This is a genomic window from Tepidisphaeraceae bacterium (assembly GCA_035998445.1).
GTDB lineage: Bacteria > Planctomycetota > Phycisphaerae > Tepidisphaerales > Tepidisphaeraceae > DASYHQ01.
The window spans coordinates 1-15254 of the sequence record DASYHQ010000055.1 but is presented as its reverse complement, the minus strand read 5'-3'; the positions used below and the strand labels follow the sequence as shown (position 1 = coordinate 15254).

Annotated in this window: 14 protein-coding genes and 2 tRNA genes; 8 read left to right on the top strand and 8 right to left on the bottom strand. The window is 62.3% G+C overall.

The window, feature by feature from the left end:
- Positions 1-214 precede the first annotated feature (214 nt).
- From VGN72_20930 to cobA, 3 genes are all read right to left on the bottom strand, one after another.
- Complete coding sequence (locus VGN72_20930) at positions 215-1171, bottom strand: XdhC/CoxI family protein (protein ID HEV7301813.1); 957 nt, start codon at positions 1169-1171, stop codon at positions 215-217.
- A gap of 109 nt (positions 1172-1280) precedes the next feature.
- The gene (locus tag VGN72_20925) at positions 1281-2210 is read right to left on the bottom strand and encodes a hypothetical protein (GenBank protein ID HEV7301812.1); all 930 of its coding nucleotides are present in this window, start codon (positions 2208-2210) and stop codon (positions 1281-1283) included.
- Between the two features lie 235 nt (positions 2211-2445).
- A complete protein-coding gene (cobA, locus tag VGN72_20920; GenBank protein ID HEV7301811.1) occupies positions 2446-4014 on the bottom strand; it encodes a uroporphyrinogen-III C-methyltransferase in 1569 nt (522 codons plus the stop codon).
- A gap of 153 nt (positions 4015-4167) precedes the next feature.
- On the opposite strand from cobA, the gene VGN72_20915 reads away from it, so the two are divergent.
- Entirely contained in the window at positions 4168-4518 is a 351-nt protein-coding gene (locus VGN72_20915; protein HEV7301810.1) for a PilZ domain-containing protein, read from the top strand.
- Between the two features lie 104 nt (positions 4519-4622).
- Here the strand turns inward: VGN72_20915 and VGN72_20910 are convergent, their stop codons facing one another.
- On the bottom strand, positions 4623-4931 hold the full coding sequence (locus tag VGN72_20910) for a hypothetical protein (protein ID HEV7301809.1): 309 nt from the start codon (positions 4929-4931) through the stop codon (positions 4623-4625).
- A 259-nt stretch (positions 4932-5190) separates the two neighbouring features.
- Positions 5191-5385 (bottom strand): hypothetical protein, encoded by a 195-nt coding sequence (locus tag VGN72_20905; GenBank protein ID HEV7301808.1) that lies wholly within the window; start codon positions 5383-5385, stop codon positions 5191-5193.
- Between the two features lie 264 nt (positions 5386-5649).
- Here VGN72_20905 and ffh point away from each other — a divergent pair, with 264 nt between their 5' ends.
- From ffh to VGN72_20885, 4 genes are read left to right on the top strand one after another with little or no spacing between them, the layout of a single operon-like run.
- Positions 5650-7119: a signal recognition particle protein gene (ffh, locus tag VGN72_20900; protein HEV7301807.1), complete on the top strand. Its 1470-nt coding sequence runs from the start codon at positions 5650-5652 to the stop codon at positions 7117-7119.
- 22 nt (positions 7120-7141) lie between these two features.
- Positions 7142-7417 carry a hypothetical protein gene (locus VGN72_20895; protein ID HEV7301806.1) on the top strand — a complete coding sequence of 92 codons (276 nt, stop codon included), beginning with the start codon at positions 7142-7144 and terminating at the stop codon, positions 7415-7417.
- Positions 7414-7830, top strand: a complete 417-nt coding sequence (locus VGN72_20890) for a PIN domain-containing protein (GenBank protein HEV7301805.1) — start codon at positions 7414-7416, stop codon at positions 7828-7830. The genes VGN72_20895 and VGN72_20890 overlap by 4 nt, the downstream gene beginning before the upstream one ends.
- Before the next feature lie 26 nt (positions 7831-7856).
- Entirely contained in the window at positions 7857-8501 is a 645-nt protein-coding gene (locus VGN72_20885; protein HEV7301804.1) for a RecX family transcriptional regulator, read from the top strand.
- Positions 8502-9195: 694 nt separating this feature from the next.
- Here VGN72_20885 and VGN72_20880 read toward each other — a convergent pair.
- Entirely contained in the window at positions 9196-10647 is a 1452-nt protein-coding gene (locus tag VGN72_20880) for a sensor domain-containing diguanylate cyclase (protein HEV7301803.1), read from the bottom strand.
- A gap of 155 nt (positions 10648-10802) precedes the next feature.
- On the opposite strand from VGN72_20880, the gene VGN72_20875 reads away from it, so the two are divergent.
- From VGN72_20875 to VGN72_20865, 3 genes are all read left to right on the top strand, one after another.
- The gene (locus VGN72_20875; GenBank protein HEV7301802.1) at positions 10803-12431 is read left to right on the top strand and encodes a sigma 54-interacting transcriptional regulator; all 1629 of its coding nucleotides are present in this window, start codon (positions 10803-10805) and stop codon (positions 12429-12431) included.
- A gap of 83 nt (positions 12432-12514) precedes the next feature.
- A tRNA-Gly gene (locus tag VGN72_20870) sits at positions 12515-12586 on the top strand.
- Between the two features lie 253 nt (positions 12587-12839).
- Positions 12840-12924, top strand: a tRNA-Ser gene (locus VGN72_20865).
- A gap of 498 nt (positions 12925-13422) precedes the next feature.
- On the opposite strand, the gene VGN72_20860 is transcribed toward VGN72_20865, so the two are convergent.
- Together VGN72_20860 and VGN72_20855 are read right to left on the bottom strand one after the other, a co-directional pair.
- On the bottom strand, positions 13423-15009 hold the full coding sequence (locus tag VGN72_20860) for a methyl-accepting chemotaxis protein (protein HEV7301801.1): 1587 nt from the start codon (positions 15007-15009) through the stop codon (positions 13423-13425).
- A 64-nt stretch (positions 15010-15073) separates the two neighbouring features.
- Positions 15074-15254: hypothetical protein (locus VGN72_20855; GenBank protein ID HEV7301800.1), on the bottom strand; the 181-nt coding region annotated here is incomplete at its 5' end.

Here is a 15254-nt window from a genome sequence, read left to right as displayed (position 1 = left end):
GGGGCAGGGCCAGTCGCGTGCCTCATGCTAACGACTGTCATCCCGAAGGGAGCGGAAGCGACCTGAGGGATCTCCCAAGGCCGAGAACCGTCCGCGCGTCGAGATCCCTCAGGTCGCCTTAGGCTCCCTTCGGGATGACAACTGGCGATATGCGGTAGTGCGGTGAACCTAGTTTTCGCTACGTGGCGAGATGCAGCGCGGCTGAGACATGCCTTCACCCCTTCAACCACACCCGTAGTTCCGCCTGGGCCATTCGCATTGCCCCCGCCACCTGCACGCCGCGGCGTACCGCGACCAACTCGGCGGCGATGCTGATTGCGATTTCGGGGACGGTAACAGAGCCGATGTTCAGGCCGATCGGCGCGTGGACGCGAAGCAGGTCGTCGAGCGCCACACCGTTGGCCAGCATTTCGCGGAAGATCAGCTTGATCTTGCTCTTCGAGCCGATCAGGCCGACGTACTTCGCCGGTGATCGAACGACGGCTTCCAGCGCCCTGCCATCGTTGCGGTGGCCGCGGGTGACGATGACGATGTACGTATCGGCGTCAGTGGGGTACTGGCGAAGACTTGTTTCGATCTCGCCCAACATCAGTTGTCGAGCCGTGGGGAAGCGCTCGCGGTTGGCGTAGTCGGTTCGGTCGTCGATCACGTCGACGTCGAACCCCGCCTGCGAGGCCAGCGTTGCCAGCGCTTGGCCGACGTGCCCCGCCCCGGCGATCACGAGCACAGGCGGCGGCCCGAGGTCTTCGATGTACTTGGACGCCTGGCCGTTGCGCTCGTATGGCAGGACCAGTTGCGCCGGCTGCCCCTGCTGCAGCGCATCGGCCAGCGGCGCGAAGACGGCGGCATCGGTGGGGGAGCGGACGAGGTGGACGAGAATGTCCATTGTGCCGCCACAGATCAGGCCGTCGTCCCAACCGTAGTCGGAGTCGAGCCGGAAGGTCAGCAACTGCGATTGCCCGCCGTTCAGCAGCTCCATCGCCTTGCGGCGCACCTCCGCCTCTACGCAACCGCCGCCCAGCGTGCCGATGGTGGTGCCGTTCAACAGGCAGAGCATCTTCGCGCCGGCGCCCTGTGGTGTGCTGCCGCGCGTCGAGACGACCACGCATAGTGCGAGCGCTTCTCCTGCACGCGTGCGATTCAGGATCTCGTTGAGGATTGGAAGCGTCATGATGTACGGGTGGATGAAGATGAATGCCGTACGACTATGGTAGGACGTCTCCCCATGCTAAGCATCACGTGACCCGGGCCTCCAGCCCGGGAAGCATCTGATCCCGGACCTAATCAAACGCTTCCGGCATCTCCCCCTTCGGCCGCGTTTTCCAACGGCGGTGGACCCACCAGTATTGGCCGGGGTCGACGCGGATGAAGTCTTCGATCGCCTTCGTGTACCGCTGGGTGACGTAGCGCAGCGGGTCCGGTTGGTCGGCCCAGTCGGCCGGGTAGATGATGTCCTGCACGCCGACGACGAACTGGAACTTCTCATTTACCCGGCGCGAGTAACCGATGACGATCGGCACGTTGTACTGCATCGCGACCAGGCCGATCGACTTGTACGTGCTGGCCTTTCGGCCGAAGAAGTCGACGAAGATACCCTTGGCGCCGGCGTTCTGGTCGGCGACGAAACCGACGGCCCCGTGACGCTCCATCTCGTCGACCACGTCCTCGGTCGCCCCTTTTTTCACGATGATGCGCTGTCCGAGCCGCTCGCGCACGCCGAACACCCAGCGGCTGATGTATTTGTTGTCCAACGGTCGCGCGACGCTGGCGGTGGGAAAGCCTAGGACGGCCAGCAGGTAGCCAAGAATCTCAAAGTTGCCGTAGTGGCCCGTCAGCAGCAGCAGGCCCTGCTTGCGCTTCAGCAGCAAATCGAGCGCGGGCTCAAAATTGTGCAGCGTGATGTAGCGCGGCCAGGTGTCGATGCGGATCAGCCGGGTGGTGAACAGCACCTCGACGAACAGCATGAACACTTCCTGCATCGACCGCTCGGCCATCGCCTCGCGCTGCCGCGGTGACAGTTCCGGCATGCTGCGCTTCAGATTGGTAAGCGCCCGTTCGCGGTGCTTGCGGTCCAACCGATACAACGCCGAACCGAGCAACTTTGCGGACCGCAGGTTCGCGTTCACCGGGAAGCAGTAGAGCGCCGCAGCGACCGCGCGCAGTAGCACGTACAGCAGGCGGTCGACGAGATCGTTGCGCTCCTTGGCCATTGGTGGGTGGGGATTCTAGAGGGGGAGGTGCCGAAACGAAACAGCGAGTCCGATTGACGCTAGGGGGCCAGAGCCTTTTCGGATGGCCCCGTTGTCATCCCGATGGGAGGCTTGCCGACCTGACCCATCTCCCAAGGCCGAGAACCGTCCTTAGTCCGAGATCCTCAAGTCGCTTCCGCTCCCTTCGGGATGACATGTGTTGATGATCGCCTGAGGCCTTCTCACCCGCGGGTGTTTAGGTCGAATGATCTCGACTATGGGTGACGATCGCATCCACCAATCCGTCGATGTTGAAGGTGGTCGCGACCACCGCGGGCTCGAGCGACAGGCAGTGCAGCGTCTCGGTCGTAACGGGACCGATGCTCGCGATCCGCACGTTGGCCAAATGGTCGCTGTACTGCGGCCCGAGCAAAGAACATAGATTCGTCGCGGTGCTGCTGCTAGTGAACGTGATCCAGTCCACGCGGCCCGATTCGATCGCCTCAACGACGCCGGCGGGCAGGGCGGTGGCAGGGCGCGTGTGGTAGACGGCCACGTCGTCAACGATGCCGCCGGCGTGGCGCAGGCGGTCGGGGATGTCGGTCCGGGCGATGTCGGCGCGCAACAGCAGCAGTCGGCGGTCGCGGACGGCATCGCGCTGGATCAACTCGTCTACCAGCGCGTCGGCGGTGGCGCGGGAGGGGACAAGGTCGGCACGTAAGCCCAGGCCATCGCGTAGTGCGTTGGCAGTCGCTTCACCTACGGCGGCGACGTGCGTGCCCGCGAACGCGCGAGCGTCGAGGTCGATGGCACGTAGTCGATCGCGGACGACGCCGATCGCGTTGGCACTTGTGAAGATGACCCAACCAGGGCCACCGGCACTGTCCTGCGGCCGCAGCGACCGCAACGCGCGGTCGAGCGGCGCGAAGTCAGACAGCGGCGCGATTTCGATGGTCGGGGCTTCCAACACGTTCGCGCCGAGCGCTTCCAGCCGTTCGACGAGCGTACTTTGCTGCGTGCGCGCCCGCGTCACCACGATCGTCTGCCCGAACAGCGGACGCGACTCAAACCAGCTCAGTTGCTCGCGCAACTCGACGACCCGGCCGATGATCGTCAGCGCCGGCGTCGCCACGTGCGCAGCCGCCACGCGATCGGGCAGGTCGGCGATGGTACCGACGATCGTGCGCTGCAGCGGTGTCGTGCCTCGCGACACGGTGGCGGCGGGGGTGGTGCGTGGCATGCCGCCAGCGACCAGTTTCGCGCAGATGTCCGGCAACGCCTTCGTGCCCATGTAGAACGCGATGCAGGGCAATTTGGCCAGTGCCGCCCAGTCGGTCGTATCCACATCAAGACCCGTGGACGCGCAGCGGTGACCTTCGTGCCCGGTGATGAACGTCACGCTGCCGTTGAATTCGCGGTGGGTGATCGGAATGCCCGCGTACGCCGCCACGGCGATGCCCGCGGTCACGCCGGGCACAACTTCGAACGGGATGCCCGCCGCTGCCAGTACTTGGCATTCTTCGCCGCCGCGTCCGAAGACGAACGGGTCGCCACCCTTCAACCGCACCACGCGTCGGCCAAGTTTGGCGCGGTCGACCAGGATGGCGTTGATCGCGTCCTGCGTCATGCCGTGTTTGCCGGACCGTTTCCCGACGAAGATGATTTCAGCTTCCGGTCGGCAGTGGCTCAGCAGCCGTGGGTTGGCCAGGGCATCGCACATCACGACGTCCGCGGTGGCCAATAATGTTTGGCCGCGAACGGTCAGCAGGCCGGGATCACCGGGCCCGGCGCCGACCAGCGAGACAAATCCAGGAGACGCGGACATAGAACTGTATCGTAGGGCGGTCCGGGTCCGATCACTAGTGTCGGTAAATGACGCCGTAAATCCGATGGCAATTCAGGTAAACCTTGCCGTGCGCGATGCCGATGAGAAAGGTGGACGTAGGCCACATCGGCTGAGGTTTACCGGGAGCGAACTATGGCTGCCATGCTGCGAATGTCCGATTGGGATACCCAGGAGAGCTACGACAACCGCCGCCTCTTCCAACGTAGGGAGTTGCGGACGCGTGTCGAGGGGCGTCGTCTGGACCACTCGATCGAGGCCCGCCAGCAATCGCACCTGAGCCTCGCCCTTCGCGACCTGTCGCTCGGCGGCCTATCTGCCATCAGCCAGACGCCCGTGCAGCAGGGAGAGCGCCTCAGCGTCTTCTTCCCGCCCCATGGCGCTCAGCGTGGCTGGGATGCGTACGGCAAGGTGCTGCGCTGCGAACCAAGCAGCGCCGGGTATCGACTGGCGGTCGAGTTCGATCCGCTTCCGATGGCGGCTTGATCTTTTTCGTTGGATGAACCCCGCACGCAGACGTAAACGAAGAAGGCGACCCGCTGTACGGGGTCGCCTTCTTCGTTTGCCGCTACCTCTTTTGGAAGACCGAGCTATCGCTGCGGTTTCATGTAATTGCCACCGCTGGCCTTGTTGGTGCCGCCGGCAGGGGTGTTGTTCGAACGCATCGGCGCGCCGCTCATGCCAGAGCCATCGTCGAAATTGTTGCTTTGGGGACGGACGTAGTTCGGCGACAGTGCCCGGTTGTAGTTGCGATACCGCGGCTTGATGTAATTGCCGTAAACGCCCGGCACGGTAAACACGGGCTTATCTATCTCCGTGAACGGCTCGGGCGTCGCGTCCGGATTGGGCTCTCCAAACTGGCGACTGGCGGCGCCAACGTCTGTCGTGCGCGGGGACATGTCGTTTAGCGGAACGCCCGCGTCATGTCCGTACCCGTAATAGGTCACGACTTGAGTGGGTCGGGTGGTCGGCTGCTCGCCCGCGATGGCGAGGGAGGGAGTCGCTATGGCCGCAATCAACACCAGAAGTTTGTTTGCGTGTCGCATCCATATAGTTGAACCACTTTCACGCGGCGCAACAACGGAAAAATCACCCGATTCATAAGCATTATTTGCTGATGCCGCGTACCCATTGGCCGCGCTACCCGATCGCGTGGTGCTACCATGATAGTTCCTTCATCAACCGATCGACGATCGTATCGACCGCGCGTTCCGGAATGTCCTTCCCCTCTTCAACTGCCTGGCGCACCGCGGCCCGCTCGGCGGCGGTTGGGCGTTGCTCGCCCGGGCGGGCGGCGAGGGTGCGGAGGATGATGTGGCTGGACTTCGTCGGACGGTTCATCAGGTTCTGCATTGCTCCACCTTTCGTACAACTCGTCGCAGCCCCTTTGCTGCGACGTTCTCCTCATCTCAAAGCTCGTGCCAGTACGGCTGGGCACGCTTCATCCGATAATCTCTTGGCTCGCGCCGGCGGTGGGGTGGTTGCGCGCTTTGCTTCACGAAGTGCGACAGCCGAACCGCGACAACGCTGCCAATCGTGCACTGCCGAAGTTGCGCCAGTCGCGCGACGGACGTGCGTGTGTATTCCGACGGCGTCGCGACCTATAATCATCCGCCTATGTTCGACGCATTAACCGACAAGCTTTCCGACGCCCTGCGCAGCCTGAGCGGCAAGGGTCGCATCTCCGAAGAAAACGTGCGCGACGCCATCGCCGACGTGCGCACCGCGCTGCTCGAAGCCGACGTGAACTTCAAGGTCGTCAACGACTTCGTCGCCGCCGTCACCGAGAAGGCGGCCGGGCAGGAGGTCATCAAGAGCCTTCAGCCGGGCCAGCTGATGGTGAAGATCGTCTACGACGAGCTTGTGAACCTCATGGGCCCGGTCGACACGAAGATCTACACCGTTACGCCCGGGCCCACCGTCATCATGATGTGCGGGCTGCAGGGTAGCGGTAAGACGACCACCTGCGGCAAACTGGCGCTCTACCTGAAGGGCAAGGGCCTGAACCCCATGCTGGCCGCCGCCGACCTGCAACGGCCCGCCGCCGTCGAACAGCTGCGCGTGGTGGGCGAACAGGTGGGCGTGCCGGTCTACCTCGACAACACGAAGATCGCCCCGCACGGCGAGGTCGCCAAGGGTGCCGCGACCGCGGTGTGTAAGGCCGCGGTGCAGTACGCGAAGCAGAACGGCCGCGACATCGTCATCCTCGATACTGCCGGCCGACTGGCGATCGACGACGCCCTGATGGCCGAGCTGAAGGACGTCAACACCCAGCTCAACCCGCACCAGGTCTTCCTCGTCTTAGACGCCATGACCGGCCAGGACGCCGTCGAATCCGCTAAGCGGTTCAACGAGCAGCTTGAGATCGACGGCCTGATTTTGACTAAGTTCGACTCCGACACGCGCGGCGGCGCGTTGCTGTCGTCCAAAGTCATCACCGGCAAGCCGGTGAAGTTCCTCGGCATTGGTGAGAAGCTCGATCGGCTCGAAGAGTTTCGGGCCGAGGGCATGGCCCAGCGCATCCTCGGCATGGGCGACATCGTCGGCCTCGTGAACGAGGCGATGGAAAAGTTCGACGAGGAACAGACGGCCAAGCTCCAGGAAAAGATGGAGAAGGGCACGTTCACGCTCGAAGACTACATGGCCCAGATGACCCAGGTGAAAAAGCTGGGCCCGATGGGCAAGGTCATGGGCATGATTCCCGGCATGAACCAGCTCTCGAAGACGCTGGGGCAGAACGAGGGCCTGATCGAGAACCAGATGGGTCGCATGCAGGCGATCTACGACTCGATGACGAAGAAGGAACGCCGCAACACCGACCTGCTAGACGGCAACCGCCGCCGGCGCATCTCGCAGGGCGCGGGCGTGGCGCCGCACGAGGTCAGCCAGTTCATCAAGCAGTTCGAGATGACGCGCAACGTAATGCGCTCGTTCGCCGGCATGGGCGCAATGGGCAAGATGCGCGCTATGAAGAGCATCATGGGCGGCGGCCTCGGTGGCCTGGCCGGTGGCGGGGCGCCGGCGCTGCGAACGAAGAAGAGCGGGTTCATGGAGAAGAAGGACCGGAATAAGAAGAAGAAGCGGTAGGCCCTGCAAGAGAGGTACTGACATGGGTGTAGCACGAGTCACAGTTGAAGCCGACGAAGACCTGATCCGTCGCGCCGAACGCCTGGCGCTTGCCCGCAACACGACGGTCGACGCGATGTTACGGCGATTGCTCGTCGCCGCCGTTGAGCATGGCGACGTGCCGTTGGACGAGACCAAGTTGCCGCCCATCACCCGGAGCGCTCTAGGATTGTTGAAGGGTGCAACACCGGCGGACGACCGTGACTACAAGGAAATACTGGCCGACGCACTTTTCGATAAGTACGAGGCTAACAAGTGAGGGTTCTCCTCGATACGAACGTGCTACTGGACGTCTTGCTGCGCCGCCAACCCTTTTTGGAACCCGCTGTGAATGTCTGGGCGGCGTTGGAAACCGGGCGGGCGGACGGTGTCGTCGCCGCGATAAGCGTCAACAATGTTTACTACGTCATTGCTAAGACGCGCGATCGCGCCGTCGCACGCGAGGCGGTCGACATCCTGCTGAAGGCGTTCCCGATCGCAGCGGTTGATGGGGACATTCTCACTAAGGCGTTCGCAAGTCCTCTGGTCGATTACGAGGACGCTATTCAAGCATTTGCTGGCGAGCGATTCGGTGCAACGCATGTCATCAGGCGCGATCCAGATGGATTCGCAGGCGGTCCACTCCGCGTACTTTCGCCAACGGAATTTCTGGAAGTTGTAAGCACCCCTTAGTTGCGAACTACGATCGATTCGCACTCATGCCCGTCATCACCCAAATCTCCGAACAAAAGCGCCGCCAGAATCGGCGGAACATCTATCTGGATGGCGCGTTCGCGTTCGGCGTGAACCTGAACGTGGTCGCGACGTTTCGGCTGCGCGAGGGGCTGTCGCTGTCGGCCGAGCAGGTGGCGGAGATCGAGCGGGGGGAAGTTCGGCAGGAATGCTTTGATCGCGCCATCCGCCTGCTGGAAGGGCGGTTGCACAGCCGGGCGGAACTGAAGAAGAAGCTAGGCCGGCACGAGTACGGCGACGCCGTCATTGAAGGGGTGCTGACTGACCTCGAACGGCTGAACTACATCGACGATGCGCGTTTCGCCAAATCGAAGGCCACGACGACGGCTCAATACAAGCACCACGGCAAACGCCGCGCGATGCAGGAACTGATGCGGGCCGGCGTGAAGGGCAGCGTCGCCAAGGCGGCATTGGACGAGGTCTACGATGCTACCGACCCCGTCGCCGAGGCCCGCGCGCTGGCGGAGAAGCAGGCTGCGCGACTATCGCGGCTGGACCCGATCGTCGCCAAGCGCCGCCTCGTCGGCATGCTCCAGCGGCGGGGGTTTGACTATGAGGCGATCAAGCCCGTAGTGGACGCTGTGCTCGGCGGCCGCAGTGGTGACGATTGATCTTGCGTGATCCGGCTGCGCCTTGTTGTAGTCTGTGTGCATTGATCTTCTGTAGGACAGGCATTCCTGCCTGTCTCCTCCCCCCGTCCGCTTCTCCCCCCGTATTCTATATTCTGTGGCACAGGCATTCTTGCCTGTGTCTCTTCTGTATCCTGTCTTTCCAATTGGTGGGGCGGACATTCGTGTCTGCCACGCGGCGGAGCCGCGATCGAACGCGGGGAGCCACGAAGGTGCGAAGGACACGAAGGAGGACACGAAGAAATCCGAAGAGCGTTGCGCCAGAACCCCCTCAACTGCGCAGCGCGGGCGTAGAGATGGATAGCGTGCTCTTTGACAACCGAATAGCTGACGTGCGTGACGTCGTGAATCCCCGTTGCCATCACGCGATGGTGCAAAATGGTGCACAATGGTGCACGAAATCGCGTTTTGCCTTACCCAGACCGCCGTCGCCATACCGTTTCGCGTTACTCTCTCCGTCTTCCTTCGCGTCGGGCTTCGCGCCTTCGCGACTTCGCGTCTCTTTTGCATTTGTGGAAGCGCAACGCATAAAGATTGGCATGCAAGAATGTCGGTGCCGCCGAGAATGGCAAAGACAGAAGAGACATATGCAAGAATGCCTGTGCCACAGAATAAAGAAGACGGAGGGAGAGACAGGCAGGAATGCCTGTCCTACAGAAGAATGTCTCGTCGGATCTCACGCGGCTTTGGGCGGCGTGTAGAGCTTGATGCAGTTGCGGTTGTTGTTCTTCGCGTCGTACAGCGCCGTGTCGGCAGCAGCCAACAGGGCTTGCAGGGTCAGGATCGACGGTTTGGCCCGCTCGGCGACGCCGATGCTGAGGGTGGGCTGGTGTTCAAGCTTGGCGATCGCGTCGCTGAAGTCGACCGACATGTATGCCTGCCGTAGCTTCTGCACGACCTGCTGGGCCTGTTCGATCGGGGTCTGCGGTAGGGCGATGCAGAACTCGTCACCGCCGTAACGGAAGGCGAGATCCGTCTTGCGCAGCGTGATGCGGACGCAGTCGGCGAACGACTTCAGCATGTAGTCGCCGGCGGCGTGGCCGTGCGTGTCGTTCACTTCCTTGAACTTGTCCATGTCGATCATCACGATCGACAGCGTGTGCTGGTGCCGCTCGGCCAACGCGACCTCGCGCTCCAGCAGGCTCTCCATCGACCGGCGGTTGTACAGGCCGGTCAGCACGTCCGTCATGCTCTGCTTTTCCGCTTCCGCCAGCAGGTTGAGCGACACGAGCGCCGAATGGGCGGTGTTGATGTACGTCTGTGCCAGCTGCCTGCGGTCCTCCGTCCACGTCTGCCCGATCGGCAGCAACATATGGGCGACGCACTGGCTCTTGCGGATGTTGAACGGAATGCAGTACGCCGGGTGCGCCGGGGGCAGCGCCAGGACGCTGTCGATCGCGCAGCGGATGGGCGACTTCTCGCACGCGAACAACCGGGGTAGGTTCTGCCGCAGGCAGGGGCAGACGGTCGAATCGATGTCGGCGATGATGCGTTCTGAGACGTTCAGGTCGGTAGGGTACGAAGCCTTCACCTGCGTGGACGGCGTGGCGCCCGGCTCGACCGCCAGCACCATGAGCCCCGCCAGTGAAAGCTCCTGCTGCAGGAAGTACGACAGCGTTTGGAAGACCTGGTCCGGTCGGCCGGCGCCTTGGATCGTCTGTGAGAACTCCAGCAACCGATCGACCGTTTGCGTGCGGGCGGCCAGCACCAGCTTGGCGTCGTCGCCCACGGCGTGCTTATCGCGCAGCGAGCCGACCATCTGGCGGAACGCGTCGTCCAGCTGAACCATCTCGCGCCCGAAGGGGGCGATCTTGGGCGCGACGTCGTACTGGCCGGCCATCACGTTTAACATGGATTGGCGGATCTGGTGAAGTGGCCGAAGCATCTTGCCCGCGACGATCGCGACGGCGATCGCGCAGATGCCACCCAGCGAGAGCATCAGCAGGAAGACCCGCGTGTGCAGAAGTTCGATCCCCGTCCCTTCGCCCGGCGAGCGCGCCCAGTTCAGCGCAACGCCAGCGGCCACCGTGCAGGCGGCCGTGCCGGTCATGCATAGGCCCACCAACTGCCAACGAAGTGACTTGTCCCGCAGTTGACGGAGCGTGCTTGAGAGTAGACATGCGCCCATAACCAATTCCTTGCCGGTGCGTACGCTACAATCGTTATCGGCGAAAATTGCGGGTTGCTTCAGTCTCACTCATATCGAACGCACTCGCGGGAGATTGGGTATGCAAAAATGACGGGGTGATTGCTAACGCAGCGGGCCCTGCTTACAGTATCGACATGCCTTCTGGCGAAACGCCTAATTTGCAAGCAGCCGCAGGACACGCCGATCAGGAATTGGCTGTTCTAACCGAGATCGGGCAGATCCTGTCGTCCACGCTTCAATTGCGAGAAGCGTTCGGCCGGATTATGCAAATCATTAGCGATAAGCTACATATGCACCGCGGTGCATTGGTTCTGCTGGATGAATCGACGGGTCGCCTGCGCACTGAGGCGGCAGTCGGCATGACCACCGACGAAATCGAACGCGGCAAGTATGCGCTGGGCGAAGGCATCACCGGAAACGTCGTCGCCACCGGCCGGGCTCGAGTGATCGCCGACATTCGGAGTGAACCAGATTTCCTGAACCGTACCGGGCGGTACAACCACCAGGCGGGGGCCGTCAGCTTTCTGTGCGTCCCGATTAAGATTGAAAACCGCACCGCTGGTGCCCTGTCGGTCGACAAGCCACTGGTGGACGAAGCGCAGCTGGTCAGTGATCGCGGCTTCCTTGAGATTATCGCGGCCTTCCTGGCCCAGGCCATCCAGATCAACCGCATGGTCATGCGGCAAAAGGAAGAGCTGCTGGAAGAAAATGCCCAACTTCGGGCTCAGGTACGCGACCGGTATCGCTTTGAGAACATCATCGGCGACAGCCCGGCGATGCACGACGTCTTCGCGACGGTGGGGCAGGTCGCCAACAGTCGCGCGACGGTGCTGCTGCTGGGCGAGACCGGCACCGGTAAGGAAATGATCGCCAAGGCGATCCACTACAACAGCCCGCGCAAGGATAAGCCGTTCGTCCGCGTCAACTGCGGCGCACTGACGGGCACGCTGCTGGAAAGCGAGTTGTTCGGCCACGTGAAGGGCAGCTTCACCGGCGCCATTCGCGACAAGATGGGCCGCTTCGAGGCCGCCGACAGTGGCACGATCTTCCTCGATGAAATCGGCACGATGGAGCCGCAACTGCAGGTAAAACTGCTCCGCGTGCTGCAGGAGCGCGAGTTCGAACGCGTCGGTGATACGCAGGTGGTAAAGGTCGACGTGCGCGTGATCGCAGCGACCAACGTCGATCTGCAGGAAGAGGTGGCCAAGAACAACTTCCGCGAGGACCTGTTCTACCGCCTGAACGTCGTTAGCATCTACCTGCCCCCGCTGCGCAACCGCCGCGAGGACATCCCCCGGCTGATCGACTACTTCCTGGACAAGTACAACGCCGTCAACGACCGCCGGTTGCGCCGCATCAGCCGCGAGATGCTGAACGTGCTGCTGCGCTACCCGTGGCCCGGCAACGTGCGCGAGCTGGAAAACGCGATCGAGCGGGCCGTCGTCCTGAGCAACAACGAAGACTTCATTGAGGAACTGCTGCCGCTCAGCGTTCGCATGTTCGCCGCCCAACGGCGGACGAACCAATCGAGTGAGTCGATCGAAACCCTGACCAAGCGCCTCGCCGACCAGTCCATCGTCGACTACGAAATGCGTGAGGGCGAGATCTACCAACTGGTGATCGACCAGATCGAGCACGCTCTGATCGACCGCGCCCTGAACAAGTGCGGCGGCGTGAAAACCAAGGCCGCCGACTTCCTCGGGATCAATCGCAATACCTTGAACAAGAAAGTGAAAGACTTGGGGATCGAAGCTGTCGATTAGGTCAGCCTCGACCCGATTTTGACCGCCCGCGTCCCCACTCTTGACGCGCCCGCCAAACTCGATAATATCTCGCCTCACCATCCGCGGGTGTAGCTCAGTGGTAGAGCGTCACGTTGCCAACGTGAATGTCGAGGGTTCGACCCCCTTCACCCGCTTCTCAAACGACCCGGTGTCACGCGACGCCGGGTCGTGCCATTTCTAGTCGACCGACAACTGCCTTTATTTCACACAGCGCCTCCAGCTATTTCTGCGTCTCCACCACGTGAGAGCTCCAGCAAACCTCCGAGAATGCCCGGCCGCGGCCGTCGATTCACATTGATCCTTCACGGCGTCCATCTGCCAGAGATCGCAGAAAAAGAACCTGTTTTGACGGGCAACCCGGAATCCTGTAATCTTCCGGTCCCACTTGGAGAGGTGGCAGAGTGGTTGAATGCGCCGGTTTCGAAAACCGGTTAGCCGAAAGGTTACGGGAGTTCGAATCTCCCCCTCTCCGTTTGAGTACTCTAAATATACAGTATTCGTAGTAGTTTCGACTCATTTCCCGCCCGCGCTGTCCTGTCTTCCTATCGAAGCATCGCTGAACTGCTTCGCTAACGCACGCATATTTGGCCGTCGTGCAGGGCATCATTCGCCTGCGGCATTGCAGCCATGGCGGGCTATTCGTTTCTTGGAAGGCTTCAGAATTGTGCGCAACATCGTACCTGTTCGTCGTGGGTCGGTCGCCAAAAATGATCTACGGACATGCTCAACCGGACCTCGGATGACCCGAGCGGATCGGTTCCGCTTGATCTCGGACAGCTCTGATCCGAGGTCCATCAGGCAGTTCCGTTCCGCTTCCGCCGCGCGTAAATCGTGAACATCAACTGGGCGTAATGGCCACGGCGCACCGTGCCAATGCGCCGCGCATGAAACAAGATCGGCGAGTGCTGAAGGACCTCCTGTCCTTCGAGCACTCGCCGATCGAACTGCTGCGGTTGGCCAGCGGACTGCGTTAGGCGGCCTTGCTGAACTCGTTGAAGTCGCCGTCGTCACCGAACGGGATGGCGGCTTCGGCGGACGATGACTTGGGCTTGATCCGCACCGGTGCCTTATGGGCGGTGGTGGGGGCCTTCGCTTTGTTCACCTTGCGGGCCGGCTCGCGGCTTGCCGCTTGGGCCGAACCACCGACGAGCGCGACCAATTCGCCCACCACACCCTGCAGCTGCTCGGCCTGGCTGCTGAGTTCCTCGGCGGCGGCGGCGGATTCCTCGGCGTTGGCGGCGGACTCCTGGGTCACCTTGTCCATCTGCGACACGGCCGTGTTGATCTGACCGATGCCCTGGCTCTGCTCCTGGCTCGCCGCGGCGATCTCACCGACCAAGTTGTTCACCTTCTGCGACGCCTCGGTGATCTCGGCCAGCGAACTGCCGACCTCGGTCACGATCGCCACACCGTTGCGGGCGTTCTGGACCGATCCCTCGATCATCGTCGCGGTGTTCTTGGCCGCCTCGGCCGAACGCATTGCCAGGTTGCGAACTTCCTCGGCGACCACGGCGAAGCCCTTGCCCGCCTCACCGGCACGGGCGGCTTCCACTGCGGCATTCAGGGCGAGCAGGTTGGTCTGGAAGGCGATCTCGTCGATCGTCTTGAGGATCTTGCTCGTCTCGGTCGCGCTCTTCTGGATGTCGTTGATCGCGGTCGACATCTTGGCCATCGCCTCGTTGCCCTTGCTGGCGGCAGCCTGCGTGTCGTTGGCCAGGGCGCGGGCCTGAATCGCGGTCTCAGAGTTCTTCTTCGTCATCGAGGACATCTCCTCGAGGGCGCTGGTGCTTTCCTCAAGGGCGGCGGCCTGTTCGCTGGCGCCTTGGGCGAGCGACTGGCTGCCGGCCGACACCTGCGTGGAGGCCGACGCGACCTGCGTTGAACCCTCGCCCAGCGTGTTGGCGATGCGCGTCAGGGCCTTGTTGACGCCGCGGACGATGAGTGCCGCGGCCACCACGCCAACTAATAGGGCGACGCCGAGACCGATCATGACACCGTTGATCGCGCTGGCGCTGGCGGCGATGATCTCCGCTCCACCTTTGTCACCTAGCTCCACGTTGAACTTCGCGAGCTTCTGAGCCTGTTCCTGGTAGCGGTTGAAGTGCCCGCGCGTCTCCTTCTTGACTAGATCGAACGCCTCTTTGGTCTTTAACGCACGGCTAAGCGCGATGACGCGGTCGCGGCTTTCGCGATAGGCGCTTTGCGCCGCTTCCATGTCGTCGACGATCTTTCGGTCGACGTCACTGGTAATCATCGTCTTGTACTTCTGGGTTTGCTCCACCGCCTGACCGCCAGATTCCTTTATGCGGTTCTCGAACTCCGTCATCTCGTCGGGCGTGTCGGAGATGATGTGGTTCAACATGTAGCCGTATCCGTCCTTCGAGGTCGACTCGATCGCCGAAGCGACGACGACGCTCGGAAGCGCATCCTCGGCGAGCGAGTGTGCATTCTTATCGATTCCGCGAAGTTGAATGACCGAGAAGACGCCGATGCCGCCCGTGAGAGCCAGCAGAAGGCCGAAGCCGCCAATGACGCGTTTTCCAATGGTAAGTGCCATGAGGAGTTTCCCTTTTCGTTTGTTGATCTCGAAATTGATGAAGTTAAGTGGTTCTAGTTGTTCGTTACGCGGCCGCGGCGGTGGTCGCCGGTGTGGCGAGTTGCGCCAGCGCCTCGACCTCGTCGTCGCCGAGGACCTTGTCGATGTCGAGCAGGATCTTGACGGTCTGGCCGACCTTGCCCATGCCCAGGATGAACTGGCGGTCGACGCTGCCGCCGAACGACGGGGCCGGCTCGATCGCGTCG